21 protein-coding genes and 1 pseudogene are annotated in these 23,662 nt (G+C 64.4%); 14 read left to right on the plus strand and 8 right to left on the minus strand.

Annotated features, from left to right (window positions below; genetic code table 11):
* Positions 1-105: 105 nt before the first annotated feature.
* Both queD and N7650_RS04860 read right to left on the minus strand, forming a co-directional pair.
* Positions 106-462 carry a 6-carboxytetrahydropterin synthase QueD gene (gene queD / locus N7650_RS04855; protein WP_009401082.1) on the minus strand — a complete coding sequence of 119 codons (357 nt, stop codon included), beginning with the start codon at positions 460-462 and terminating at the stop codon, positions 106-108.
* A gap of 48 nt (positions 463-510) precedes the next feature.
* Positions 511-1,590, minus strand: coding sequence for a patatin-like phospholipase family protein (locus N7650_RS04860; RefSeq protein WP_279897245.1), 1,080 nt, complete (start codon positions 1,588-1,590; stop codon positions 511-513).
* Positions 1,591-1,731: 141 nt separating this feature from the next.
* On the opposite strand from N7650_RS04860, the gene N7650_RS04865 reads away from it, so the two are divergent.
* Genes N7650_RS04865 through N7650_RS04880 form a run of 4 tightly spaced genes read left to right on the plus strand, consistent with a single transcriptional unit; the run spans position 1,732 to position 4,341 of the window.
* A complete protein-coding gene (locus N7650_RS04865) occupies positions 1,732-2,040 on the plus strand; it encodes a PepSY domain-containing protein (RefSeq protein WP_279897246.1) in 309 nt (102 codons plus the stop codon).
* A complete protein-coding gene (locus N7650_RS04870; RefSeq protein WP_009401078.1) occupies positions 2,040-2,354 on the plus strand; it encodes a PepSY domain-containing protein in 315 nt (104 codons plus the stop codon). Before N7650_RS04865 ends, N7650_RS04870 begins: the two co-directional genes overlap by 1 nt.
* Entirely contained in the window at positions 2,354-3,022 is a 669-nt protein-coding gene (locus N7650_RS04875; protein WP_279897247.1) for a response regulator transcription factor, read from the plus strand. Before N7650_RS04870 ends, N7650_RS04875 begins: the two co-directional genes overlap by 1 nt.
* The gene (locus N7650_RS04880) at positions 3,019-4,341 is read left to right on the plus strand and encodes a sensor histidine kinase (RefSeq protein WP_279897248.1); all 1,323 of its coding nucleotides are present in this window, start codon (positions 3,019-3,021) and stop codon (positions 4,339-4,341) included. Before N7650_RS04875 ends, N7650_RS04880 begins: the two co-directional genes overlap by 4 nt.
* A 21-nt stretch (positions 4,342-4,362) precedes the next feature.
* On the opposite strand, the gene N7650_RS04885 is transcribed toward N7650_RS04880, so the two are convergent.
* Positions 4,363-6,510 (minus strand): methyl-accepting chemotaxis protein, encoded by a 2,148-nt coding sequence (locus N7650_RS04885; RefSeq protein WP_279897249.1) that lies wholly within the window; start codon positions 6,508-6,510, stop codon positions 4,363-4,365.
* Between the two features lie 269 nt (positions 6,511-6,779).
* Here N7650_RS04885 and N7650_RS04890 point away from each other — a divergent pair, with 269 nt between their 5' ends.
* Complete coding sequence (locus N7650_RS04890) at positions 6,780-8,099, plus strand: Na+/H+ antiporter NhaC family protein (RefSeq protein ID WP_009401073.1); 1,320 nt, start codon at positions 6,780-6,782, stop codon at positions 8,097-8,099.
* A gap of 81 nt (positions 8,100-8,180) precedes the next feature.
* On the opposite strand, the gene N7650_RS04895 is transcribed toward N7650_RS04890, so the two are convergent.
* The 3 genes from N7650_RS04895 to N7650_RS04905 all read right to left on the minus strand — a co-directional run bounded on the left by N7650_RS04895 (position 8,181) and on the right by N7650_RS04905 (position 12,802).
* A complete protein-coding gene (locus N7650_RS04895) occupies positions 8,181-9,197 on the minus strand; it encodes a FecR family protein (protein ID WP_009401072.1) in 1,017 nt (338 codons plus the stop codon).
* A 182-nt stretch (positions 9,198-9,379) separates the two neighbouring features.
* On the minus strand, positions 9,380-11,149 hold the full coding sequence (locus tag N7650_RS04900; RefSeq protein ID WP_279897250.1) for an acyl-CoA dehydrogenase C-terminal domain-containing protein: 1,770 nt from the start codon (positions 11,147-11,149) through the stop codon (positions 9,380-9,382).
* Between the two features lie 30 nt (positions 11,150-11,179).
* Positions 11,180-12,802 (minus strand): acyl-CoA synthetase, encoded by a 1,623-nt coding sequence (locus N7650_RS04905; protein WP_279897251.1) that lies wholly within the window; start codon positions 12,800-12,802, stop codon positions 11,180-11,182.
* A gap of 157 nt (positions 12,803-12,959) precedes the next feature.
* Between N7650_RS04905 and N7650_RS04910 the strand changes: the two genes are divergently transcribed.
* Positions 12,960-14,756: a PAS domain S-box protein gene (locus N7650_RS04910; protein WP_279897252.1), complete on the plus strand. Its 1,797-nt coding sequence runs from the start codon at positions 12,960-12,962 to the stop codon at positions 14,754-14,756.
* Between the two features lie 14 nt (positions 14,757-14,770).
* Positions 14,771-15,397, plus strand: a complete 627-nt coding sequence (locus N7650_RS04915; protein WP_279897253.1) for a response regulator transcription factor — start codon at positions 14,771-14,773, stop codon at positions 15,395-15,397.
* A gap of 105 nt (positions 15,398-15,502) precedes the next feature.
* On the opposite strand, the gene N7650_RS04920 is transcribed toward N7650_RS04915, so the two are convergent.
* Entirely contained in the window at positions 15,503-15,823 is a 321-nt protein-coding gene (locus tag N7650_RS04920) for a DUF883 family protein (RefSeq protein WP_009401066.1), read from the minus strand.
* A gap of 132 nt (positions 15,824-15,955) precedes the next feature.
* Between N7650_RS04920 and N7650_RS04925 the strand changes: the two genes are divergently transcribed.
* Positions 15,956-16,222, plus strand: coding sequence for a hypothetical protein (locus N7650_RS04925; protein WP_009401064.1), 267 nt, complete (start codon positions 15,956-15,958; stop codon positions 16,220-16,222).
* 3 nt (positions 16,223-16,225) lie between these two features.
* Here N7650_RS04925 and N7650_RS04930 read toward each other — a convergent pair whose 3' ends face one another.
* The gene (locus tag N7650_RS04930; protein WP_279897254.1) at positions 16,226-16,684 is read right to left on the minus strand and encodes an LEA type 2 family protein; all 459 of its coding nucleotides are present in this window, start codon (positions 16,682-16,684) and stop codon (positions 16,226-16,228) included.
* Between the two features lie 133 nt (positions 16,685-16,817).
* Between N7650_RS04930 and N7650_RS04935 the strand changes: the two are divergent.
* From N7650_RS04935 to zapE, 6 genes and pseudogenes are all read left to right on the plus strand, one after another.
* Positions 16,818-17,321: pseudogene (locus N7650_RS04935) on the plus strand (sigma-70 family RNA polymerase sigma factor); the annotation flags it as partial.
* Between the two features lie 7 nt (positions 17,322-17,328).
* Entirely contained in the window at positions 17,329-18,207 is an 879-nt protein-coding gene (locus N7650_RS04940) for a FecR domain-containing protein (protein WP_009401061.1), read from the plus strand.
* Between the two features lie 122 nt (positions 18,208-18,329).
* Positions 18,330-20,762 carry a TonB-dependent receptor gene (locus N7650_RS04945; protein ID WP_279897389.1) on the plus strand — a complete coding sequence of 811 codons (2,433 nt, stop codon included), beginning with the start codon at positions 18,330-18,332 and terminating at the stop codon, positions 20,760-20,762.
* 165 nt (positions 20,763-20,927) lie between these two features.
* The gene (locus N7650_RS04950; RefSeq protein ID WP_279897392.1) at positions 20,928-21,209 is read left to right on the plus strand and encodes a hypothetical protein; all 282 of its coding nucleotides are present in this window, start codon (positions 20,928-20,930) and stop codon (positions 21,207-21,209) included.
* 25 nt (positions 21,210-21,234) lie between these two features.
* On the plus strand, positions 21,235-22,383 hold the full coding sequence (locus N7650_RS04955) for a PQQ-dependent sugar dehydrogenase (protein WP_279897255.1): 1,149 nt from the start codon (positions 21,235-21,237) through the stop codon (positions 22,381-22,383).
* A gap of 170 nt (positions 22,384-22,553) precedes the next feature.
* Positions 22,554-23,660, plus strand: a complete 1,107-nt coding sequence (zapE, locus tag N7650_RS04960) for a cell division protein ZapE (RefSeq protein ID WP_064302897.1) — start codon at positions 22,554-22,556, stop codon at positions 23,658-23,660.
* The last annotated feature ends 2 nt before the right edge of the window (positions 23,661-23,662 follow it).

The following is a 23,662-nucleotide window of genomic DNA, read 5'->3' on the forward strand; positions in this document are numbered from 1 at the left end:
TTTATGCAGGTAGGGGTTTTGTCTTTCTGGATCACGAGAATACAGCTACGAAAAAGGGCTTGCCTGGTAACCAGAGCAAGCCCTTTCTGGTGAAACGCTAAACCATCAGTCGCCGGTGTATTCGCATCCGCTGGTGCATGTCTCATGAATCCGTACTTTGCTCAACTCTGGCAGCAGCGGCTTGACCTGGTCCCAGATCCATTTGGCGATCACTTCGCTGGTCGGGTTTTCCAGACCGGGAATATCATTGAGATAGTTGTGGTCCAGTTGTTCGTAGAGCGGCTTGAAGATCGCCTTGATCTCGGAGAAGTCGCGGATCCAGCCGGTATGAGGATCGAGTGGCCCGGTCAGGTGCAGGGCGACCTTGAACGAGTGGCCATGCAGGCGACCGCACTTGTGGCCGGCGGGAACGTTCGGCAGCCGGTGCGCCGATTCGAAGGTAAATTCTTTGAAGATTTCCAAAATATCCAACTCTGAAAGCCAATGCTGTCGCGCAGTTTACCAGCAAGGTCACGACAAGGGTTGCAGATGGTCGCCCAGCCCTCGCTCGACCAGCTCCAGGAAACTGTCGCCCAGGCGCTGGCTTTCGGTCATTGCGGTACGCCAGTAACGCTGGCGGCTGGCAGCATCGCCCATGAAGCGCTTGAAGTCGCTTCGATCGGGCAACTTGCCATAGGGCAGCCGGGCCAGATACTGGGGCGACGGTGCCAGCAGTACCACGTTCTTCAGCCTTTCTGTATCGCCGCGCCGCCAGGGCAGGGCCTTGTCGAACCAGCCGGGAATCACCTTGTCGGTGAAATGCGGGTAGAGCACGATGTCGCCACCGCTATAGGGCAGGTCGAGGTGATAGTCGAGCAGACCGCCATCGCGATAGGTGCCGGAGCCTGCTCCCGGGATGTCGCGCACGCCTTCCATGACCATCGGGATCGAGCCGGACGCCAGCAAGGCATGGCGCAGGTTGTCGGTCGCCAATGGCAGGCAGCGCGACGGGAAGTCCGTGAGGGCTCCAAGCGGCGGTGCGCTGCGGACGTCGTGCAGAATGATGCGTTCGAAGTGCCTGGCCAGGCGTGGCCGACCGATGAGGTTATCGGCAATCACCGAGGACAGCCCCAGCCCCAGGCGCGCGCGGTGATCCTCGGCAAGCAGGCCATGGCTCTTCACTACCATGATGTTCAAGCGATACAGCGGATTATCCAGGACTCTGGCATCGCGGCCTTCAAGCAGATCATCGAGCATGCGCTGGCAACTGCGGCTGACTTCGGCCTGGGTCACCCCTTTTGCGAAGTCTTGCGCCGTGTACAGCTCGCCCAGGCGGCGGATCGCTGTGGCCGGATCTGGCAGGCAGGCACTGGCGAAGCGCCAGGAGCCAATCGAGGCGCCTATCAGCGCCCGCTCCCGTGGCGCCCGGGGCAGCCATTCACCGAACAAGGCCAGGTCCAGCCCCTGGATACCCAGCGCCTTGGGGCCACCTGCGGCACCCGGTAGCACGCCGACATCTGCCGCGCTCAGCCCGTTTTCGCGTATGCGCGCCAATGCGCGTTTGCCAGCCTTGAAGGTCAGCGCAGGAAAGGGTGTATGGATGGCGGTCATTGGATCGGCTCGCTACGGGTTGACTGGCGAGTATAAGCCGCAGCGTACCGCGCTATCATGTCGCCAGCTATTTTCAGCTTCAATTAAGTTCGGCTGGTTAGACTTTCCACCGTACCCGATTGATAACGATGGAGAAACATGATGAAAACTTTCACTGCCCTGTTCGCCGCCGCTACCCTTGCCATGGGTGCCAATGTCGCCCTGGCCAAGGACGTGCAACCCGACCAGGTAGTGAAGCTGGTGCAGAGCCAGCAGATCCAGTCGCTCGATGTCCTGAAACAGAAGGCCCTTGAGCAGCACGCTGGTTCGACCGTCACCGACAGCGAACTGGAAGAAGAGTACGGCCGCTACATCTATAAGGTCGAACTGCGGGACGCGCAGAACGTCGAGTGGGATGTGGACCTGGATGCCAAGACCGGTGAAGTGCTGAAGAACGAACGAGACAGCTGATGACACGTCTTGCCCTGGGCATCCGCTGGCCCCTGCTGGCACTGTTGGCGGTATGCTCCCTGGCCTTGGCCCGCGACCTTGACCAGGACGAAGCCCTGGCCCTGCGTCGCGACGGGGTCATCCTGCCGCTTGAACAACTGCTGCAAGCCGCCCTGGGACGCTATCCCGGGGCGCGCCTGCTGGAGGCGGAGCTGGAAGAGGATGACGATGTCTATGTCTACGAAGTCGAGTTGCTGACCGGTGAAGGTGTCGTACGCGAAATCAAGCTCGATGCCGCCAGCGGCACCCTGCTCAAAGATGAGGAAGATGATTGATGCGCCTGCTATTGGTCGAGGACAACGTCTCGCTCGCCGATGAACTGACGGCCAGCCTGCAACGCCTGGGCTATGCGGTGGACTGGCTGGCCGATGGCCGCGACGCTGTGTACCAGGGCGCCAGCGAACCTTACGACCTGATCGTGCTGGACCTTGGCCTGCCCGGTATCCCGGGGCTCGAAGTGCTGCACCAGTGGCGTGCCGGTGGTTTGGTCACGCCGGTGCTGATCCTGACCGCGCGGGGCTCCTGGGCCGACCGGATCGAAGGACTCAAGGCCGGCGCCGACGACTACCTGAGCAAGCCTTTCCATCCTGAAGAACTGCAACTGCGCATCCAGTCCCTGCTGCGCCGCGCTCGCGGCCTGGCCAACCAGCCGACCCTGGAGGCCGCCGGCCTGCATCTGGATGAAGGCCGTCAGTGCGTCAGCCGCAGCGGCGAGGATGTGCAACTCACCGCTGCGGAATTCCGCCTGCTGCGCTATTTCATGTTGCACCCGCAACAGATCCTGTCGAAGAGCCATCTCGCCGAGCACCTCTACAACGGTGAAACCGAACGTGATTCGAATGTGCTGGAAGTCCATGTCAACCACCTGCGCCGCAAGCTTGGCCGCAGCGTGATCGAAACCCATCGCGGCCAGGGCTACCGCTTTGGCGGGGCATTGCAGTGAGGTCGATCCAGTCGCGCCTCAGCCTCGGCCTGGTGGGAACATTGGTGGTGGTCGGGCTGGCCCTGGCCCAGGTCAGCCTGTGGCTGTTCGAGGTGGGGCTGCACCGCTATCTGGAAAGCGGCCTGCGCAAGGAAAGCGAAAACCTGCTGATGGCCCTGGTCCAGGGGCCCAGCGGCATGCAGCTGGATCAGCGGCGCATCTCCGCAGCCTACAACCGGCAGTTTTCCGGCTACTACTTCCGTATCGACTTCGACAGCCAGACCTGGCGGTCTCGCTCATTGTGGGACACCGAGTTGCCCAGGCCGGCCACCGCCGGCCTGCACGACGGTCTTGAACTAGGCCCGGCAGGCCAGCAGTTGCTGGTGCTGCGCGCCGATTACCGGCGCCAGGGCCAGGCCATTTCCATCAGCGTCGCCCAGGACTATACGCCCATGCGCGATGGCTTTCGCCGCATGCAGCAGATCGGCCTGGGCCTCGGCCTGCTGGCGTTGGTGCTGGTGCTGGTGCTGCAACGCCTGATCGTCACCCGATCGTTGCGTCCGCTGGAGCGTTCCCGCGAGCAGATTGCCCAATTGCAACAGGGCAAGCGCACCCAGTTGGACAGCGAAGTGCCTGGCGAGCTGGAACCCCTGGTTGCCCAGATCAACCACCTGCTGGCCCACACGGAGGACAGCCTGCGCCGCTCGCGCAATGCGCTGGGCAATCTCGGCCATGCGCTCAAGACGCCCCTGGCGGTGCTGCTTAGCCTGGCATCCAGCGAGCGTTTGAAGGACGCCCCGGAGCTGGCCGCGCAGTTGCGCGAGCAACTGGAGCAGATCCAGCAGCGCCTCAGCCGTGAACTCAACCGTGCCCGCCTGGCTGGCGATGCCTTGCCCGGGGCGCACTTCGATTGCGATGTGGAACTCCCGGGCCTGCTCTCGACCCTGGGCATGATCCATGGTGATGGCCTGCTGATCCGTCACGATGTGCCGGATGGCCTGTCGCTGCCCTGGGACCGCGAGGACCTTCTGGAACTGCTCGGCAACCTGCTGGACAACGCCTGCAAATGGGCCGACGGCGAAGTATGCCTGGGCATTCGCCAGACGCTGGAGAGCTACCTGCTGTGGGTCGACGACGACGGTCCGGGGATTCCCGAGGATGCGCGCCTGGGTGTGCTGGAGCGCGGCGCGCGCCTGGATGAACAGGTTGCCGGGCATGGGCTCGGGCTGGGCATCGTGCGCGATATCGTCGAGGCCTGGCGTGGCCGGATGGACCTGCAGGCAAGTCCGCTGGGCGGCTTGCGGGTGCATATCGAACTGCCGAGGCGGGCAGGGCGCTGAGGCCCTGCCCGATGGGCCGGATTACACCTTGAAGTGATCCATCAAGCCCTGCTGCTGGTTGGCCAGGCTGTTCAGCGCCTGGCTGACCCGCGCCGATTCCTCCGCCTGGTGCGACAAGGATTCGGTGACATCGCGGATTGTCGCTACGTTGCCGCTGATCTCTTCGGCGACCGCACTTTGTTCCTCGGCGGCGCTGGCGATCTGCAGGTTCATATCGGTGATCACCGCTACCGCCTCGCCGATCTGGCGCAGCGCGGTCACCGCCTGGCCGACCTGTTCGACGCTGCCCTGGGCCTGGCGATGGCTGCTGTCCATGGCACCCACCACCTCGCGGGTGCCAGCCTGCAGTTGCTCGATCACATGACGGGTTTCTTCCACCGATTCCTGGGTGCGCTGGGCCAGGTTGCGCACCTCGTCGGCAACCACCGCGAAGCCGCGTCCGGCCTCACCGGCACGGGCCGCTTCGATGGCTGCGTTGAGCGCCAGCAGGTTGGTCTGCTCGGCGATGGAGCGGATCACTTCCAGTACCGAGCCGATTTTCTCGCTGTTATCCGCCAGGCCTTCGACCTGGCCCATGGCAGTGCTCATGTTGGCGGCCAGGGTGCCGATGCTGTTGGTGGTCTGGTCGATCACCGCCAGGCCCTGGCGGGTCGCCTGGTCCACGTCCCGCGCCGCCTGGGCCGCTTGTGCCGCGCTGCGGGCGACATCGTGGGCGGTAGCGCTCATCTCGTGGGACGCAGTAGCGACCTGGTCGACCTGGCGGTATTGCTGCTCCATGCCGGCACTGGTCTGGCTGGCGATGGCCGACGACTTGTCGGCAGTATCCCGCGCTGCGTGCACCGAGCTTTTCACTTCGGCGATGGTCGGCTGCAGTTTGTCGAGGAAGCGATTGAACCAGCCGGCCAGCTCGCCCAGTTCGTCCTGCTTGGCGTAGGCCAGGCGGCTGGTCAGGTCGCCATCGCCGCTGGCGATCTCGCGCAGGCGGTGGGCAACGTGGAGGATCGGCCGGGTCACGCCGCGGGCCAGCAGCCAGATCAGCAGCAGGCCGACCACCGCCGCCAGCAGGCCCAGGGCCAGTTCGATCATGGCGCCGCTGGTATTGCGCTGGTCCAGTTCCTGCTTGAGCGCTTCGGCCGGGCCGGTCAGGGCGCTTTCCGGTACATCCAGCAGGACGCCCCAAGGCTTGGCACCGGGCGTCGGAGCGAACGAGGCAAGCACCTTCAGGCGGCCTTCGTGCTGGATGCTGTGCAGCGCGGTGCCATCACCCAGCAGGCGCATCAGCTCGGCGCCGCTGGCCGTGTCGATGTCCGCATAGCGCTTGGCCAGCTTGCTGGCGTCCGGGCTGTAGCCGGCAAGCAGGCCGGCCGGGCTGATGATGCCGGTCCGCGTCTGTCCGCCATAGAGCCTGGCGCTGGCGTCCTTGCTCAAGGCCTGCAGGCTGTTCAGGTTGATATCGATGGACAGGGTGGCGATGACCTTGTCGTTGACGATCAACGGGAACACGATGCTGGTCATCAGTACCTGCTGGCCGGCGATCTCGTAGAAGTACGGCTCGGTGATGCAGGTCTTGCGCGTGGTACGCGGGCATACCGACCAGGTGTTGGCCGGCTCGCCGCTCGGTCCGATGCTGGTGTCGGCCATGTCCTTTTCCGGCAGGGCCATGGAGGTCAACTGGCCTGCGGTCGGTTGCGACCAGTACAGGGCGAAGCGCCCGGTCTCGTTGCTGCCCAGGGCATCCTGGTTGGCGAAAAGCGTGTCCTTGCCGTCGAGGGCGTTGGGTTCGAACACCAGCGACAGGCCAAGCAGGTCCGGGTTGGCCTGCAGTGCCGAGCGCACCTGGCGGGTCATGTCCTCGCGCAGGTCGAAGGCATCGAGGAAGCGCTTTTCTGCCTGTTCACGCAGGAACAGCACCTGGCGCGCAAACCCGGCGCCGTACTGGTAGGCATCCATGAACTGCCGACGGATGGTCAGCGCCTGGACTTCGCCCTGGGACTCGATGCGGCCCTCGGCCGCTTCGGTGAGCATCTGCATGCTGCTGGCCTTGACCAGCTCCGTCGTATGCTCCATGCGATACAGCGAAAGACCGACCAGCAGGGTGACGATGCTGGCAAGGCAAAGTCCGGCCAGCAGGGTGATCTTCCATTGGATGGAAAGCTGTCTGAACGACATTGGCGAAATCCTTTGAACCATTAGAGATAGACACGCCGACTGTATCGGCCTCTGCACCGGTTTCTTTATTCAAACGTTCAATTTAATTGCGTCCTTTTCGGTCATCGACGCGACCCCCGCACCGCTATGGGCCGCTGCGCTTTGACAATGGGGGAGGCCTCCTTCAGAGTGTGCGCCTTCCACATTACATACCGTCATTCGGCCAGGCCCCCAGGGCATATCTGTCGCCGACGCTAGTGCTTTTTCATCGTTTCAAGAGGCTGGAAAGAATGAATGCAGTCATTGCCGCGGTCGGCATCATGCTGGTGCTGAGCCTGTCCCGCGTGCATGTGGTCATCGCCCTGATCATTGGTGCGCTGGTGGGCGGGCTGGTCGGTGGCCTGGGGATCGAAGGTACGCTCAAGGCCTTCAATGGCGGGCTGGGCGGCGGGGCCACGGTGGCGTTGTCCTACGCCTTGCTCGGCGCCTTCGCGGTGGCCATCGCCAAATCCGGACTGGCCCATGCCCTGGCCGACCGGGCCTTGGCGATGTTCCATGGGCAGCGCGACGGCCAGGGCGGAAAAATCAAATGGCTATTGATCGGGCTGATGCTGGTCGTGGCGATCGCTTCGCAGAACCTGCTGCCAATCCACATCGCCTTCATTCCGCTGCTGGTACCACCGTTGCTCTATGTACTGACGCGGCTGCAGATCGACCGGCGCCTGGTGGCCTGCGTCATCACCTTCGGCCTGATCACCCCGTACATGTTCCTGCCGGTGGGCTTCGGCAATATCTTCCTCAACGAAATCCTGCTGGCCAACGTGGCCCGTAGCGGCGTCGATATCAGTGGCGTCAACGTCACCCATGCCATGGCCATCCCGGCGGCGGGCATGCTCGCCGGGCTGCTGATTGCGGTGTTCTTCAGTTATCGCAAGAAGCGCGTATACGACCTGGAAAAGATCGAGCAGGTCGAGCAGGTGGCGGTCAGCTACAACCCGCTGACGCTCCTGATTGCCGGCTGTGCGATCGCGGCGGCGTTCATCGTCCAGTTGTGGCTGGACTCGATGATCATCGGCGCGCTGGCGGGTTTCCTGATCTTCTCGGTTTCCGGCATCGTCCGCTGGAAGGACACCGACGACCTGTTCACCGAAGGCATGAAGATGATGGCGATGATCGGCTTCATCATGATCGCTGCCTCCGGCTTTGCCGAAGTGATGAAAGCCACCGGGGAGGTGAAGACCCTGGTCGAGGCGTCGGCGGTGTGGATCGACCACAGCAAGGGCATCGGCGCGTTGCTGATGCTGCTGGTGGGCCTGCTGGTGACCATGGGCATCGGTTCTTCGTTCTCGACCGTGCCGATCCTTGCGGCGATCTTCGTGCCGTTGTGCGTGCAACTGGGCTTCGACCCGATCGCCACGGTCTGCATCGTCGGTACGGCGGGTGCGCTGGGTGATGCCGGGTCGCCGGCCTCGGACTCGACCCTCGGGCCGACTTCCGGGCTGAACGTCGATGGCCAGCATCACCACATCTGGGACACCGTGGTGCCCACCTTCATCCACTACAACCTGCCGCTGCTGGCGGCGGGGTGGGTGGCGGCGATGGTGCTGTAAGCTCAGGATCGATGGTGTCGAGCGCGGACCTGTGGGAGCTGGCTTGCCAGCGATGAGGCCGGTCCTGGCGACGGAGGAGTATCAGCCCTTCTTCGGCGGCGGCGAAATCCGGTTCAACACCGTGTCGCCGTTCTTGTCCTGGGTCAGGTACACCGGCAGCACCTTGGGCAAGGTGCGCACCAGCTTTTTCACATCGCTGGTGTTGTAGATCCCGCTGATGCGCACGCTGCCGGTGCTGGCATCGGCCAGGCGCAGAGGGCTGTCGAGGTAGCGGTTGATCAGCGGCAGGGCCTGGTCGAGGGTGAGGTTGTCGATCACCAGCTTGCCATTGCGCCATGCCAGGCTGGGGTCATTGGCATAAGTCTGGTTCAGGCTCGGTTCGAGATCGCCGGTTTGGTAGGCGGCCTGCATGCCCGGGCCGAGACGGTAGCCGCTGCCGAGCTTGAAGCTCTCGCTGCTGACCAGCACAGAACCTTCCACCAGGGTCACCTTGACCTGGTCGCGGTACTTCCAGACGTTGAAACGGGTGCCGGTGACTTCGGTCTGGCCGTTGCCGGCGCGGACCACGAACGGGTGCCGTGAATCGTGATGGACCGTGAAGAACGCCTCGCCCTTGCTCAGGGTGACCCGGCGCTGGTCCTTGAAATTCATGTAGCGCAGGGAGGTGCCGAGGTTCAATTCCACCTCGCTGCCATCACCAAGGGTGACGGTGCGACGGCTATCAGTGCTTTGCACCGACTGGTAATCGTTGGGCAGCCAGCCTTGGTCCCAGCCGACCCAGCCGGCCAGGGGCAGGGCCAGCAAGGCGATGACTGCCGCCGACGCATAGTGCCGGGCACGTTGTGGCTGCTGCCGGGGCTTGAGCGGCAATTGCAGGATTTGCGCAGGGGCAGGCGAGCGGGGAAGCTGGTCGGCAGTTATCCAGATATCCTGCATCGCCTCGAACTCACGACGGTGCAGCGGGCTGGCCGTCAGCCACTCGGCGAACTCGGCCTGTTCCTGTTCAGTGCAGTCGTCAGCGTGCAAGCGCATGCACCAATGCGCAGCGGCATCGGTAATGGCGTTGAGTTCGTCGTCGCTGGGGCTGGCCTGATTCATTGATACTCCCGGTTTTGGCCATTCTACCCCTGCGTGGCGGGGCTCCGGAACCGAGATCATGGCGAATCACTATCAGTTGTGAGATTTATTTGCAGTAAATCCGCTGCAAAGCCGGCTTTTCCGCACAAACCAACCGGCGGTCGGAAAACCGGCACGCTCGGGCGTGCCGGGATATCCGCCGTTCAGAAATGCTCGGCGTCGAGCTGATACAGGCTGGCGCTCCCGGCCTGGATGCCGGCCTGCAGGGACAGGGTCCGCGGCAGCAGGCGGGCGAAATAGAAGGCCGCCGTGGCCAGCTTGGCTTCGTAGAATTCCGGCTCGTCGGCATGCCGGGCCTTCGCTACCGCCGCCATGCGCGACCACATGTAGGCGTAGGCGACATAGCCGAACAGGTGCAGGTACTCCACCGACGCCGCACCCACCGCATTGGCATCGACGCCAGCCTGCTCGCGCAGCCATTGGGTGGTGCTCTCCAGTCGTTCCAGCGCTTCCAGCAAGCGCGCGGCGTAAGGCGGCTCGCTCTCGCAGAATGTGCGGATTTCACTGGCCAGCAGGGCCAGCGACTGTCCGCCATCGGCCACCACCTTGCGCCCGAGCAGGTCCAGGGCCTGGATACCGTTGGTGCCTTCGTAGATCTGCGCGATCCGCACATCGCGCACCAGTTGCTCCTGGCCCCATTCGCGAATATAGCCGTGGCCGCCGAATACCTGCTGTCCCAGCACGCAGCTTTCCAGGCCAGTGTCGGTGAAGAACGCCTTGGCCACCGGCGTCAGCAGGGCTACCAGGCGTTGCGCGGCTTCGCGCTCGCCGGCGTCCTCGGCATATTTGGCGATATCCAGCTGTTGCCCGACGTAGGTGGCGAATGCCCGCCCGCCTTCGGTCAGGGCGCGCATGGTCAGCAACATGCGGCGCACGTCGGCATGCACGATGATCGGATCGGCGATCCTGTCCTTGGCTTGCGCACCCGTGGCTGCGCGGCTTTGCAGGCGATCCCGGGCGTAGGCGGCCGCGCTCTGGTACGACGCCTCGGCGCAACCGATGCCCTGGATGCCGATGGACAGCCGTTCGTAATTCATCATGGTGAACATCGCCGCCAGTCCGCGATTGGGTTCGCCGACCAGGTAACCCACCGCGCCATCGAAGTTCATGACGCAGGTGGCCGAGGCCTTGATGCCCATCTTGTGCTCGACCGAACCGCAGCTCACCGCGTTGTCCACGCCCAGGCTGCCGTCATCGTTGACCACGCGCTTGGGCACCAGGAACAGCGAGATGCCCTTGGGCCCGGCGGGCGCGTCCGGCAGCCTGGCCAGGACCAGGTGAATGATGTTCTCGGTGAGGTCCTGGTCGCCACCGGTGATGAAGATCTTGGTCCCGCTGATGGCGTAGCTGCCGTCGATCAGCGCTTCGGCCTTGCTGCGGATGATGCCCAGGTCGGTGCCCGCATGGGGTTCGGTCAGGCACATGGTGCCGGCCCATTCGCCGCTGTACAGGCGTGGCAGGTATAGCGCGCGCAGGCTATCGCTGGCATGGGCGTCGATGGCCAGGCAGCAGCCGGCGCTCAGCGCCGAGTACAGGCTGAAGGAGCAGTTGGCGGCGTAAAGCATTTCCTCGAACTGCACCGCGAGCATCTTCGGCATGCCCATGCCGCCATGCTCCGGGTTGCCGGCCAGGCCGACCCATCCACCCTCGCGGTACGTACCCCAGGCGTCCTTGAAACCTTCCGGGGTGGTGACCTGGCCCGCCTCGAAGCCGACGCCCTGTTCGTCGCCGCTACGGTTGAGCGGGGCGATCAATTGGCCGGTAATCTTCGCCGCCTCTTCGAGGATGGCATCGGCGGTCTCGCCGTCCACCGTCGCCGCCAGGGCCGGCAGTCGCGCCCATTGGGCCGGGCCCTGGAACACTTCATGAAGGACGAAGCGCATATCGCGCAGCGGGGCATTGAATTCAGGCATCTTGGTTCTCGTAATAAAAGGAGGGACGGATCAGAGCGCCTTGGCCCAGTCGCGCAGCAGGTACTTCTGGATCTTGCCGGTGGAGGTCTTCGGCAGGTCGCGGAAGATCACCGTCTTCGGCAGCTTGAAGCCGGCCAGGTGTTCGCGGCAGAAGGCGATGATCTCGGCCTCGCGGGTGTCTTCGAAGCCGGGCTTGAGGCTGATCCAGGCGCAGGGCGTCTCGCCCCATTTCTCGTCCGGCCGGGCGACCACGGCGGCTTCGAGCACGGCGGGATGGCGGTATAGCGTGTCCTCCACTTCGATGGTGGAAATGTTCTCGCCGCCGGAAATAATGATGTCCTTGAGCCGGTCCTTGATCTCGACATAGCCGTCCGGATGGCAGACCGCCAGGTCGCCGGTATGGAACCAGCCGCCACGGAAGGCTTCGGCAGTGGCTTCGGGGTTCTTCAGGTAGCCCTTCATCACCGTGTTGCCGCGCATGAAGATCTCGCCCAGGGTGTTGCCGTCCCGTGCCACGGGTTCGAGGGTCTGCGGGTCGGCGACCATCAGGCCTTCGAGGGTGGCGTAGCGCACGCCTTGACGCGATTTGATCCGCGCCCGTTCCTGCAACGGCTTTTCATCCCACTCGGCGTGCCAGGCGCAGACCGTCACGGGCCCGTAGACCTCGGTCAATCCATACACGTGGGTGACCTTGATGCCCATTTCCTCCACTGCGCCAATGACCTTGGCCGGCGGCGCCGCGCCGGCGACCATGGCATTGACCGGATGGTCGATGGCCGCCTTGGCCGAGTCGGGCATGTTGATCAGCGCATTGAGTACGATGGGGGCACCGCACAGGTGGCTGACCTGGTGTTCGCGGATCAGGGTGAGGATCTTCTGCGGATCGACCCGGCGCAGGAACACATGGGTTCCGGCCAGGGCGGTGACGGTCCAGGGATAGCACCAGCCGTTGCAGTGGAACATCGGCAGGGTCCACAGGTACACCGGATGATTGCCCATGGCCCAGGTCATCTGGTTGCCCAGGGAGTTCAGGTAGGCGCCGCGGTGGTGATAGACCACACCCTTGGGGTTGCCGGTGGTGCCGGAGGTGTAGTTCAGCGAGATCGCTTGCCACTCGTCCTCGGGCCACTGCCAGGCGAACTGCGGGTCGCCCTCGGCAAGAAAGGCCTCATAGTCCAGCTCGCTGACCGCGCACCCTTCGCCGTACTCGGGATCGTCCACATCCACCACCAGCGGCGGATGTTCCATCAACTGCAGGGCGGCGCCGATGACCTTGTGGAATTCGCGGTCGGTGATCAGCACCTTGGCTTCACCATGTTCCAGCATGAAGGCAATGGCTTCGGCGTCGAGGCGCACGTTGAGGGCATTGAGCACGGCGCCGATCATCGGCACGCCGAAATGCGCTTCGAGCATCGCCGGGATATTCGGCAGCATCACCGCCACCGTATCGCCCCGGCCGATGCCGCGGCCGGCCAGGGCGCTGGCCAGGCGTCGGCAGCGCTGGTAGGTTTCCTGCCAGTTGCGCCGGATCGAACCGTGGATCACCGCCGGGTAGTCGCCGTACACGGCAGCGGTGCGTTCGATGAAGCTCAGGGGAGTAAGGGCGACATGGTTGACAGGCGCGGGCTGCAGGCCCTCGGAGAAGATCGACATAGAAAGCGATGTCCTGTTGGCTGATTGTTAGCTCTGATCAGGGTTCTGGAGCGGGGTGACCGTTCCGTTGCGTTGATTTTTACGCTGTTCGCCATGGTACTTGGAAGATAGACTATAGCAATATGGTACAAATACTATAAAAAGCGGAGTCCTCCTTGTGACGCTCATTCCTTCGGCCTTGCTCGATAACGATCCGCAACCCTCGCTGCTGCTCGACGCCAACGCCGTGCTGCGCGCCGCCAACCCGGCCATGCGCGACGAGCTCAATGGCTGGCCGCCGCAAAGCCTGTCGGTGCTGCTGCCGGCCAACCATGCCGCGCTGGTCCGCGCCTGTCTGGGTCAACAGCGGGCGATTGCCGAGGTCGAGAGCCTGGCCGGCGAGCGCATTCTGCTATGGACCTTCATCCCTGCCGGCCCCGACCAGGTGGTTGCGCGGTGCCGTGACGCCACTGGCGAGCGTCGCGCCGAGCGCGAGGCGGCCCAGGCCCGGCGCCTGTACCGGCTGATTACCGAGAACACCACCGACCTTATTTCCCGGCACACCCCCGACGGCAGTTTCCTCGATGCCTCGCCGGCTTCGTACCGCCTGCTCGGCTACTGGCCGGAGGAACTGCGCGGGGTCAAGGTGCAGGCCCTGCTGCATCCCCAGGATCGCCGCCAACACCTTATTCAGGCCTCGACCGCGCTCGAGCGCGATGGCTACCAGACCATGACGTGCCGCGTGCGCCATCGCGACGGCCGCGACCTTTGGTTCGAGATCGCCAGCCGCGCCATCCGCGAGACCTATACCGGTGCGGTGGTGGAGATCGTCAGTGTCTCGCGGGATATCACCGTGCGTATCGAGGCCCAGGAAAACCGCCGGCGCCTGGCCGAAGTGGTGGAGGCCAATACCGACCTGGTGCTGTTCGCCGATCCTGACGGGCGCCTGACCTACCTCAACCGCTCGGCGCGCCGGGCCTTGGGCCTGACCGCCGTGGAGGACGCACCTCGCCTGGGCGCACTGCTCGACGCCGAGGCTTGCCAGCGCCTCGATCACGAGGGCTGGCTGCGTGCCGAACGCGAGGGCGTGTGGCAATGCGAAGCGCGGTTGGCGCCCTACGACGGGACTGCGGCGTTTCCGGTGTCCCTGGTGTTGCTTGCGCATACGGCGGCCGGCGGCGAGCGCTACTACTCGCTGGTGGCCCGCGACATGACCGAGCGCGAACTGCGCGAGACCCAGCAGCGCCGCCACCAGGATGAACTGGCCCACACCGCGCGCCTGGTGACCCTCGGTGAACTGGCCTCGGGCATTGCCCACGAAATCAACCAGCCGCTTGCCGCCGTGCTCAACTACGCCGCTGCCAGCCAACGTTACCTGCATGCCCTGGAGCGTGATCCGCAGGCTGCCGGCCGGGTTGCCCAGGGTTTGCAGCGGATCAGCGAACAGGCGACCCACGCCGCCGAAGTGATCAAGCGCCTGCGTGCCTTCCTGCGCAAGGAACCGCGGCGCCTGCAGGCGCTGTCGGTGGCCGGGGTGGCGCGCGAGGCGGTGCGCCTGTGTGCCTGGGAGGCGACGCAGGCGCAGGTGACGATCGAGCAGCGAATGGCGGACAATCTGCCGCCGGTGTACGCCGACCGCGTGCTGCTGGAGCAGGTCCTGCTCAATCTGCTGCGCAACGCCATCGACGCCAACCGCGAGCATCAGCCGGGGCAGCCGTCGCGGATCGTGCTGCGTGGCGAGCAGGAGGGCGCGCGCCTGCTGGTCCAGGTAATCGACCAGGGGCCGGGCGTGGCGCCGGAGCAACTGGACGGCATCTTCACCCCCTTCACCACGAGCAAGCCGGAAGGACTGGGCCTTGGCCTGAGCATGAGCCGCAGTATCGTCGAAGGTTTCGGCGGCACGCTCTCGGCCAGCCCGGGGGAGGGCGGGGGACTGATTTTGAGCTGTCGGCTGGCGCCGGCGGCAAGCGTTTGAACAAGGGGACTTTGATGCAGGATCCGAAGGTCTATGTGGTCGACGACGACCAGGGCATGCTCGATTCAACGGTGTGGCTGCTGGAGTCGGTGGGCCTGGTGGCCCTGCCATTCACCAGCGGCCAGGCCTTTCTCGATGCCTGCGACGGCGACTTGCCGGCATGCGTGCTGCTCGATGTGCGCATGCCCGGCATGGGCGGCCTGAGCGTGCAGGAAGCGTTGCGGGCGAAGGGGATCGACCTGCCGGTGATCTTCGTCAGTGGTCACGCCGATGTGCCGATCGTGGTCAGGGCTTTCAAGGCCGGTGCCTGCGACTTCATCGAAAAGCCGTACAACGACCAGATGCTTTTGGACAGCGTCCAGGATGCCTTGGGGCGTTCGTCGCAGATCCAGGTCGGCAGCCGCCAGCGCGACGCGGTGCAGGCACGGATCGACAGCCTCACGCCGCGCGAGCGCGATGTGTTCGTGCCGCTGGTCAAGGGTTACACCAACCGGGAGATTGCCGAGCAACTGGAGGTCAGCGTCAAGACCGTCGACCTGTACCGCTCGCGGGTCATGAAGCGTATGCAGGCCGAGCACCTGCCGGAACTGGTGGGGATGGCGATTGCTTGTGGTGTCGTCGAGCCGTTGAATCTCCGCTGACCCCATCGCTGGCAAGCCAGCTCCCACAGGGGCCGCAGCGCCGCTGAACCCTGTGGGGTGGGGCTTGCCAGCGATGAGGCCCTAAAAGTCACTAAAGATCCCTGATCAGGAGCGGCGCCCCAGCAGCAATCCCACTACCAATCCAAACCCCGCCGAAATCGCCACCGTCTGCCACGGATGCCCGCCAATGTACTGCTCGGTGGCGTCCACCACCGGCTTGGCCCTGTCACGCACGTTACCCACCGCCTGGCCGGCCTGTTTCAACTTGAGCTGCAACTGGGCACGCAGGGTCTCGGCTTCTTCGCCGACCAGCGAGGCGCTGTCGTTGAGCAGCTTCTCCGACTCCTGGATCAGTGCCTGCAGTTCGCTGAACGCCTGGTCCTTGATCTGCTCGCTTTCGGTGTGCTGGGTGGTTTTCCTGGCCATTGCGCTTCCTCGGTCAAGTCATACGTCGATGTGTGATGGACGCCCGCCGGTACGGAAAAGTTGCACCGGTTTGCAGGGCATCGGCGGCTACAGTGTAAGATAGCGCCCATTTTCAAGCGGCAGGAATTACCCATGAGTTTCAACCTGGCCAACAAGAGTTTCGCCGAACGGGCCGAGATCGAAGACGAAAAAGCCCGGCTGTTCGAGCTATGGCAGACCAACCTGGCCAAGGCCAAGGGCGAAGCCGTCCGCCTGATCGGCGAGAAGCCGCGGCGCAAGGGCAAATGGGCGGAGTGGGTGCGGGCCGAACTGGACGCCATGTCGCCGCCGGAATACGCCAACATGGTGCGCGGCGAGGTCAACAAGCTGATGGCGGCGGCCAGCGCCAGTAAGGCCTGAGCTTCAACGCGGCAGCTCGAAGGTGCCGCGGTCCTTGAAGCGCATGGTGCCGAAGGCACCCCCGGCGAGCTTGCCATTGACCTCGTAGGGCATGCCGTCGAGGCTGCTCATCTGGCTCAGGCCCACGGCCTGGCGCAATACCGAAAACGCGGTGATGCTTACCGGCACTACCAGCACCTGTTCGCTGAAGCGGCCAATGCTGCCGTGCTGGTCGCTGACGCCGGCGGCCAGCGGCTGGCCATTGACCTTCAGGTTCAGGGCCACGCCATTGAAGTCGATGACCGTCTCGTTGGGGTTCTGCACCCGCAATTTCACCGCCATGCGCAACTCCAGGTCCTGGCCAGGCAGGGGGTCGATGCCGATCACGCTGATGTTCACCGGATCCCGCCCCTGGAGCAGCGCACAGGCTGACAGGGCGAGGATCAGGCTTAGGCCGGTGAGATGGCGCAACAGGCGGGACATGGCGATTGCTCCGGGAACAGGGTGCCACGGAGTGTGGCAAATGCACGGCGGCGTTGAAAGTCGTACGTGACTTGAAAGATAATCCTTCTCATTAAAGCTCATGTCCTACTTTCCACGGCGATCTTTCCCACTCATGCTGACGTCCCCCGCTTCAGGGCTGCTGGCCAGTTTCCAGGAGCATTACGATGATCTCCTGCTGTTCCTGACCCGGCGCATGAACGACCGCCAGCGCGCGGCCGACGTGGCCCAGGAGACATGGCTCAAGCTGGTGAAGATCGATGAGCAGGACGTGCCGGTAGTGCACGCCCGCAGTTTCATTTTCCGGGTCGCCGGCAACCTGGCCATCGACACCCTGCGCCGCGAGCAACGCCAGGAAAGCAACCTCGGCGACAGCGATGTGGCAGGGCAGATGGTCTGCCCGGGGCCGGCGCCGGAGGCCACGCTGCTGGCCCGGGAGCGCCTGGCCATCCTCGACGAAGCCCTGCTGCAACTCTCCGACAATGCCCGCCAGGCGTTGCTGCTGAACCGCGTCGAGGGCCTGACCCAGGCGCAGATCGCAAAACGGCTGGGCGTATCCGAAAGCATGGTGGCAAAATACATCGGCCAGGCCCTGCGCCATTGTCGCGACTGGCTCAAGCACAACCATGACTGACGCGCGCATGCCTTCCGAACCCCAGCCCATCCTCGATCTTTCAGATGCTGCCATCGATTGGCAGGTGCTGTTGCATTCGGGCACTGCCAGTGCCGCCGACCGGTCCCGCTACCAGCGCTGGCGCGAACTCAGCGCCGAACATCTGGCCGCCGCCGAGGAGGCCGAGGCACTGTGGGGCGATATCGGCCACACCGAAGCTGCCGCCAGGTTGTCCGTCGTGCCGCGCCGCAGCCGTCGCTGGGGCTCGGCCATCGCCGCTTCGCTGGTGCTAGCGCTGGTGGGCTACGGTGGCTGGCAACAGGCACCGGCACTGCTGGCCGACTACCACACCAGCACTGGTGAGCGCCGCACCGTAACTCTGGAAGACGGCTCGCGGGTCACCCTCAACAGCGCCAGCGCGTTTTCGGTGAAGTACAGCGACGACCGGCGCCTGGTGTCGTTGCGCGAAGGCGAGGCGCTGTTCGAGCCGGCGCAGGATCCGCGGCCGTTCGTGGTCGATAGCGGCGACGAACGGGTGCAGGGCAGTGGTGCGGTGTTCAGCGTGCGTCGCCAGGGCCAGGCCGCCAGTGTGGTGGTGGCCCGTGGCGAGGCGCGGGTCGGCGAGCGCCTGCTCGCGGCGAGCCCCGATGCCCAGGCGCAAACTGCCTGGCAACGTGGCAAGCTGATCTTCAACGGCCGCCCGCTACGGGAAGTGATCGCCGAGCTGGAGCGCTACCAGCACGGGCGCATCCTGATTTCCGACAATCAGCTCGGTGCCTTGCCGGTCAGCGGCGTGTTCGATCTCGATGATCCTCACGGCCTGCTGCGCACCCTCGAACAACGCTATGAGCTGAAGGTCACCTATCTGCCGTGGCTGGCCGTCCTGTACTGATCCGGGCACTGAAAAATTTTTCGAAAGTCACTGCAAGTTCTGCAAGGCCGAATCGTCGTAGTGAGACTGATCAGCAACTCATTCTCATTTACGCATTCGTCTGGAAGAAAACAGTGAAAGGTCTGTCCCCGTCCTCAGCACGTTCCACCCGTTCCTTCAAACTGGCCCTGCTGGCTTCGGCCGTGGCCACCGGCCTCTGCGGCCCGTTCGCCGCCCATGCCGCCGAAGCCGTGAACCCTGCACAGACCAGCGCCGCCCAGGCACGCCAGGTTAGCCTCGACCTGCCGGCGCAGAGCCTCGACCAGACCCTGACCCAATTCGCCGACCAGGCCGGGCTGCACCTGCTGTTCACCACCAGCGACGTCGCCGGCCTGGACAGCCCGGGCCTGCGCGGCAGCTACAGCATCGAACAGGCCCTGCAACAACTGCTTGCCGGCAGCGGCATGAGCTGGCAGTTCAGCGATACGAACACGGTGATCCTGCGCAAGGCCGAGCCCCAGGCCAGCATCGCCCTCAAGGCGATCGAGGTCAGCGTGGCCTCGCGTACCAGCACCTCGATCAGCGAGATTCCCGGCACCGTCTGGGTGGTCGACCAGGAGCAGCTCAAGGAGCAGATCAGCAGCGGTGTCAGTCTCAAGGAAGCCATTGGCAAGCTGGTCCCGGGCCTGGACCTGGCGCCGGAAGGGCGGACCAACTACGGCCAGAACATGCGCGGGCGCAATGTCCTGGTGATGATCGACGGGGTCAGCCAGAACAGCTCCCGTGGCCTGTCGCGCCAGTTCGACAGTATCTCGCCGTTCAACGTCCAGCGCGTCGAAGTGCTGTCCGGCGCCAGCGCCATCTACGGCGGCGGTGCCACCGGCGGGATCATCAACATCGTTACCAAGAAGGGTGAAGAGGGCCCGGCGCGTTTCGAAACCCAGGTCGGGGCCAGCAGCGGCTTCAACAACAGTGACGACCTGTCGACGCGCATTGCCCAATCGGTCAGTGGCGGCAACGAGCGCATCAATGCCCGCCTGGGGGTGTCCGCCGAGCAGAACGAAGCCTTCTACGACGGCGCCGGCGAGCAGATCTTCATCGATAACACCCAGACCGACCTGCAATACAACCGCACCATCGACGTGCTGGGTAGCCTGGGTATGCAGTTCAACGACGAACAGAGCCTCGACCTGCTGGCGCAGTACTACGACTCCGGCAACCACGGCAGCACCGGGATCTACTTTCCGCACCTGAACTACAACGCGCCGTCGGACCTGGAAGACGCCGAACTGCGCAACGGGCTGTCCAGCGACCTGGAGCCGCAAACCCGGCGCCTGCTGCTCAACGCCAACTACCACCATGCCGATGTGCTCGGCCAGGACTTCTACCTGCAGGCCTCGTACCGCAAGGAAGACGACAATTTCTACCCGTTTCCCTACTACAACAGCGGTACGCCCCGGGGCTCGCGCGGCGTGTACTTCGCCGCCTCGCAGCAGAACTTCGAGGTTTCCAGCCTGAAGGCGCTGTTTGCCAAGCAGTGGGATACCCTCAAGCTCACCTACGGCGTCGACCTCGATCGCGAGCGCTTCAATGCCGAGCAAAGCACCTTCGATGCGCGCACCTCGTCCAGCAGCGGCGGCCTCGAACTGGAAACCGCGAGCAAGGCGCCGCGCTACCCGAGCTATCGGGTCGACGGCCTGTCTGCCTACGCGCAACTGGACTGGCACCTGACCGACAACCTGACCCTGTCCGGCGGCGCGCGACGCCAGCAGATGGACGTGGATGTCGGTGACTTCAAGGGCATTCCCGGTGGCAGCAACGACTATCAGGTCAACCTGTACAACCTGGGGGCGATCTACGATTTCAAGAACGGGCACCAGGTCTGGACTAACTACGGCGAAGGTTTCGACCTGCCGGACCCGGCCAAGTACTACGGCAAGGCTGGCCTGAGCGTCGATGACAACCCGCTGGCCGGGATCAAGAGCCGCCAGGTCGAGATGGGCTGGCGCTATGCCGATGTGGACTGGGATGCCCAGGCGGCGGTCTACTACATCTGGTCGGACAAGGTCATCAGCACCGACTCGGCGACCCTGACCATCAACGTCGAAGACAAGAAAAGCCGTGACTTCGGCTTCGAAGGCGCAGTGACCCGTCGCTTCGAAAGCGGTTGGGAGGCCGGCAGCACCCTGCACCTGGTGCGTTCCGAGGAGGAAGACACTGACGGCGACTGGATCAAGCGCGATGCCCGTTATGCTTCGCTGTCCAAGTCCACCGCCTTCGTCGGCTGGAAAGGCGACGGGCGCAATGCGCGGCTGCAGGCCAACCACGCCTTCACCCTCGAGGACGATGCCGACCACAAGATTTCCGGCTACACCACCTTCGACCTGCTGGGTAGCCAGGAGACCGGTTTCGGCACCTTCAGCGCCGGCATCCAGAACCTGCTGGACAAGCAATACAGCACCGTCTGGGGCCAGCGCGCGACGCTGTTCTACTCGCCGACCTATGGCCCTGCGTACCTGTATGACTACCAGGGGCGCGGCCGCACCTACACCCTGACCTGGTCGCTGGCCTACTGAGACCGGTGCTGCTGCGGGGCCGCCAGGGCAATGCTTCCCTCGTAACAAAATGAATCACCTGCGCCGGCCCCGGCGCTTTCCGGGCGAACCTCTCGCACCTTAGGCTATCCAACCTTCGGAGATGCCCAATTGCGGGAGGTGCCCATGTCACGCCGACGCTTGCCGATGCTGTTCGCTGCTGTCCTTGCCGCTTGCGCTGCGGGGGCGGTGCTGGCAGCGAGCGAAAACAACCCGAACAACAGTCCCATCCGCGACATCAATCCCAATAGCCAGCAGGGCAGCGTGCCCGCCACGCCGCCGGTGCGCGGCCCGTCCACCCAGCCGCCATCCCGCCCGCCAACCCTGGAGAACCGGGGCATCGGCAACGGCGACGACCTGCGTCGCGAGCAACAGGCGCCACGCCTGGAGCCCATCCGCCCACCCCGCGATTCACAACGTGCACCGTGATCGCGCCCCCAGAAAGGAAGCCCGCATGACCTCACGATCCTGGCTGCTCGCCTTCGGCACTGCCGCACTCTTGCCACTTCTGGCCCAGGCCGCGCCTGAACGGACCTTCCCCAGCGAAGAGGGCACGCTCAAGGTGGCGACTCTGGCCGAGGGCCTGAAACACCCCTGGGCCCTGGCGTTTCTTCCGGACAACCAGGGGATCCTGGTTACCGAGCGCCAGGGCAACCTGCGGGTGATCGGCCCTGAGGGCAGGGTGGGTGCGCCATTGAGTGGCGTGCCCGAGGTCTGGGCCAAGGGCCAGGGCGGCCTGCTCGACGTGGTGTTGTCGCCGACGTTCAAGAAGGACCGCCTGGTCTATCTGTCGTTTGCCGAGGGCGGTGGCAAGGGTGGCAAGGCCGGCACGGCGGTTGGGCGCGGTCGGCTTTCCGGCGACCTGTCGAGCCTGGAGGATTTCAACGTGATCTTCCGCCAGGAGCCGAAGCTGTCCAGCGGCAATCACTTCGGCTCGCGGCTGGTGTTCGACCGCGAGGGTCATCTGTTCATCGCCCTGGGCGAAAACAACGAGCGACCGACCGCTCAGGACCTCGACAAGCTGCAGGGCAAGGTGGTGCGCATCCTGCCCGATGGCGAAATTCCCAAGGACAACCCTTTCGTCGGACAGAAAAACGTGCAACCGGCGATCTGGTCCTACGGCCACCGCAACCAGCAGGGCGCGGCGCTCAACCCCTGGACCGGGCAACTCTGGACCCACGAGCATGGTCCCCGTGGTGGTGACGAGATCAATATTCCCAAGCCCGGCAAGAACTACGGCTGGCCGCTGGCGACCCATGGCATCAATTATTCGCTGATGCCCATTCCCGAGGCCAAGGGCAAGGACGTGAAGGGCACGGTAGCGCCTCACCACGTCTGGGAGAAATCCCCGGGCATCAGTGGCATGGCGTTCTATGATGGCGGTCGCTTCAAACCCTGGGACCACAACCTGTTCATCGGTGCCCTGGCAACCCAGGAAGTGATCAGGTTGCAGCTCGATGGCGACAGGATCGTCCATGAAGAGCGCATGCTCGGGCAGTTGGACGCCCGGGTGCGGGATGTCCGGGTAGGGCCGGACGGGTTCCTCTACCTGCTGACGGATGAGGAGGATGGGGAACTGCTGAAGGTGGGGCTGGCAGAATAAGCCGCCATTACGCGGCCCCTGTGGGAGCGGGTTCACCCGCGATTACTTCAGTGAATCCATAACAGCAATCGCGGGTAAACCCGCTCCCACAGGGACCGCGCCGACTTCAAAATCCACATACAAATAATGGCTTACTGATATACCCTGTGCCCTTTTGTCCGAGGGTCAGCATGTCCCACACCCCCCTGGCCCTGTACCGCCAGGCCATCGAGCAGCAGGGCTTCATTCCCGATCCTGCCCAGCAGGCCGCCGTGCAAGCCCTGCAAAACTGCTTTGATGCCGTGCAGCGCGGCGAACCGGCCCGGGGCGTGTACCTCTGGGGCCCGGTCGGCCGCGGCAAGACCTGGCTGATGGACCAGTTCCATGGTTGCCTGACGATTCCCGCGCGCCGCCAGCATTTCCATCACTTCATGCGCTGGACCCACCAGCGCCTGTTCCAGCTCAACGGCACTGCCGACCCGCTCAAGGCCCTGGCCCAAGGCCTCGCCGAAGAGATCCGCGTGCTGTGTTTCGACGAGCTGTTCGTCAACGATATCGGTGATGCGATCATTCTCGGTCGTCTGTTCCAGGTGCTGTTCGAGTCCGGGGTAGTGGTGGTCGCTACCTCCAACCTGCCGCCACGCGAGCTCTACGCCGACGGCTTCAACCGCGAGCGCTTCCTCCCGGCCATCGCCGCGATCGAGGCGTCGATGCAGGTGGTGGCAGTCCAGGGTGAGCAGGATCATCGCCTGCACCCCGGTGTCGGCCAGCAGCGCTACTGGGTGCGCCAGGCCGGCCAGCCCTGCGCGCTGGAGCAGGTGTTCAACGACTTGAGCGGCGGCGCCCCGGCCACTGATGCGGACCTGCCCGTCGGCTACCGCACCGTCCAGGTGATCCGCCGCAGCGCCAGGGTGCTCTGGTGCGATTACCCGCATCTGTGCGAACAGCCCCTGGCCGCCATGGAGTTCATGGCCCTGTGCGAAACGTTCGATGCCATTCTGCTCAGCGGCGTGCCGGCGCTCGGTGCGGCGCAGCGCCCGGGCAGGATCGCCCGGGGCACCGAGGATGGCGCCGAGCGGGTGGTGGCCGGCGATCGGGAGCTGCCGCAACTGTCACCGCAGGACAACGGTGCACGGCGTTTCATCGCCCTCGTCGATGAATGCTATGACCAGCGCGTAGCCCTTTACCTGGAGGCCGACGTTCCCCTGGAAGCGCTCTACACTCAAGGCTACCTGGAGTTCCCGTTCCGACGGACACTCAGCCGTCTGCGGGAGATGCAGCTGCAACGCTTCCACTGAGG

The sequence above is a fragment of the Pseudomonas sp. GD04058 genome, from assembly GCF_029836855.1.
GTDB lineage: Bacteria > Pseudomonadota > Gammaproteobacteria > Pseudomonadales > Pseudomonadaceae > Aquipseudomonas > Aquipseudomonas bharatica.

What these genes read in the sequence shown, in the direction of transcription:
- N7650_RS04860 (WP_279897245.1), bottom strand. Translation starts at nt 1,590, where the DNA reads ATGACCGCCATCCATACACCCTTTCCTGCGCTGACCTTCAAGGCTGGC.
- N7650_RS04865 (WP_279897246.1), top strand. Translation starts at nt 1,732, where the DNA reads ATGAAAACTTTCACTGCCCTGTTCGCCGCCGCTACCCTTGCCATGGGT.
- N7650_RS04870 (WP_009401078.1), top strand. Translation starts at nt 2,040, where the DNA reads ATGACACGTCTTGCCCTGGGCATCCGCTGGCCCCTGCTGGCACTGTTG.
- N7650_RS04875 (WP_279897247.1), top strand. Translation starts at nt 2,354, where the DNA reads ATGCGCCTGCTATTGGTCGAGGACAACGTCTCGCTCGCCGATGAACTG.
- N7650_RS04885 (WP_279897249.1), bottom strand. Translation starts at nt 6,510, where the DNA reads ATGTCGTTCAGACAGCTTTCCATCCAATGGAAGATCACCCTGCTGGCC.
- N7650_RS04890 (WP_009401073.1), top strand. Translation starts at nt 6,780, where the DNA reads ATGAATGCAGTCATTGCCGCGGTCGGCATCATGCTGGTGCTGAGCCTG.
- N7650_RS04895 (WP_009401072.1), bottom strand. Translation starts at nt 9,197, where the DNA reads ATGAATCAGGCCAGCCCCAGCGACGACGAACTCAACGCCATTACCGAT.
- N7650_RS04900 (WP_279897250.1), bottom strand. Translation starts at nt 11,149, where the DNA reads ATGCCTGAATTCAATGCCCCGCTGCGCGATATGCGCTTCGTCCTTCAT.
- N7650_RS04905 (WP_279897251.1), bottom strand. Translation starts at nt 12,802, where the DNA reads ATGTCGATCTTCTCCGAGGGCCTGCAGCCCGCGCCTGTCAACCATGTC.
- N7650_RS04915 (WP_279897253.1), top strand. Translation starts at nt 14,771, where the DNA reads ATGCAGGATCCGAAGGTCTATGTGGTCGACGACGACCAGGGCATGCTC.
- N7650_RS04920 (WP_009401066.1), bottom strand. Translation starts at nt 15,823, where the DNA reads ATGGCCAGGAAAACCACCCAGCACACCGAAAGCGAGCAGATCAAGGAC.
- N7650_RS04925 (WP_009401064.1), top strand. Translation starts at nt 15,956, where the DNA reads ATGAGTTTCAACCTGGCCAACAAGAGTTTCGCCGAACGGGCCGAGATC.
- N7650_RS04930 (WP_279897254.1), bottom strand. Translation starts at nt 16,684, where the DNA reads ATGTCCCGCCTGTTGCGCCATCTCACCGGCCTAAGCCTGATCCTCGCC.
- N7650_RS04940 (WP_009401061.1), top strand. Translation starts at nt 17,329, where the DNA reads ATGACTGACGCGCGCATGCCTTCCGAACCCCAGCCCATCCTCGATCTT.
- N7650_RS04950 (WP_279897392.1), top strand. Translation starts at nt 20,928, where the DNA reads ATGCTGTTCGCTGCTGTCCTTGCCGCTTGCGCTGCGGGGGCGGTGCTG.
- N7650_RS04955 (WP_279897255.1), top strand. Translation starts at nt 21,235, where the DNA reads ATGACCTCACGATCCTGGCTGCTCGCCTTCGGCACTGCCGCACTCTTG.
- zapE (WP_064302897.1), top strand. Translation starts at nt 22,554, where the DNA reads ATGTCCCACACCCCCCTGGCCCTGTACCGCCAGGCCATCGAGCAGCAG.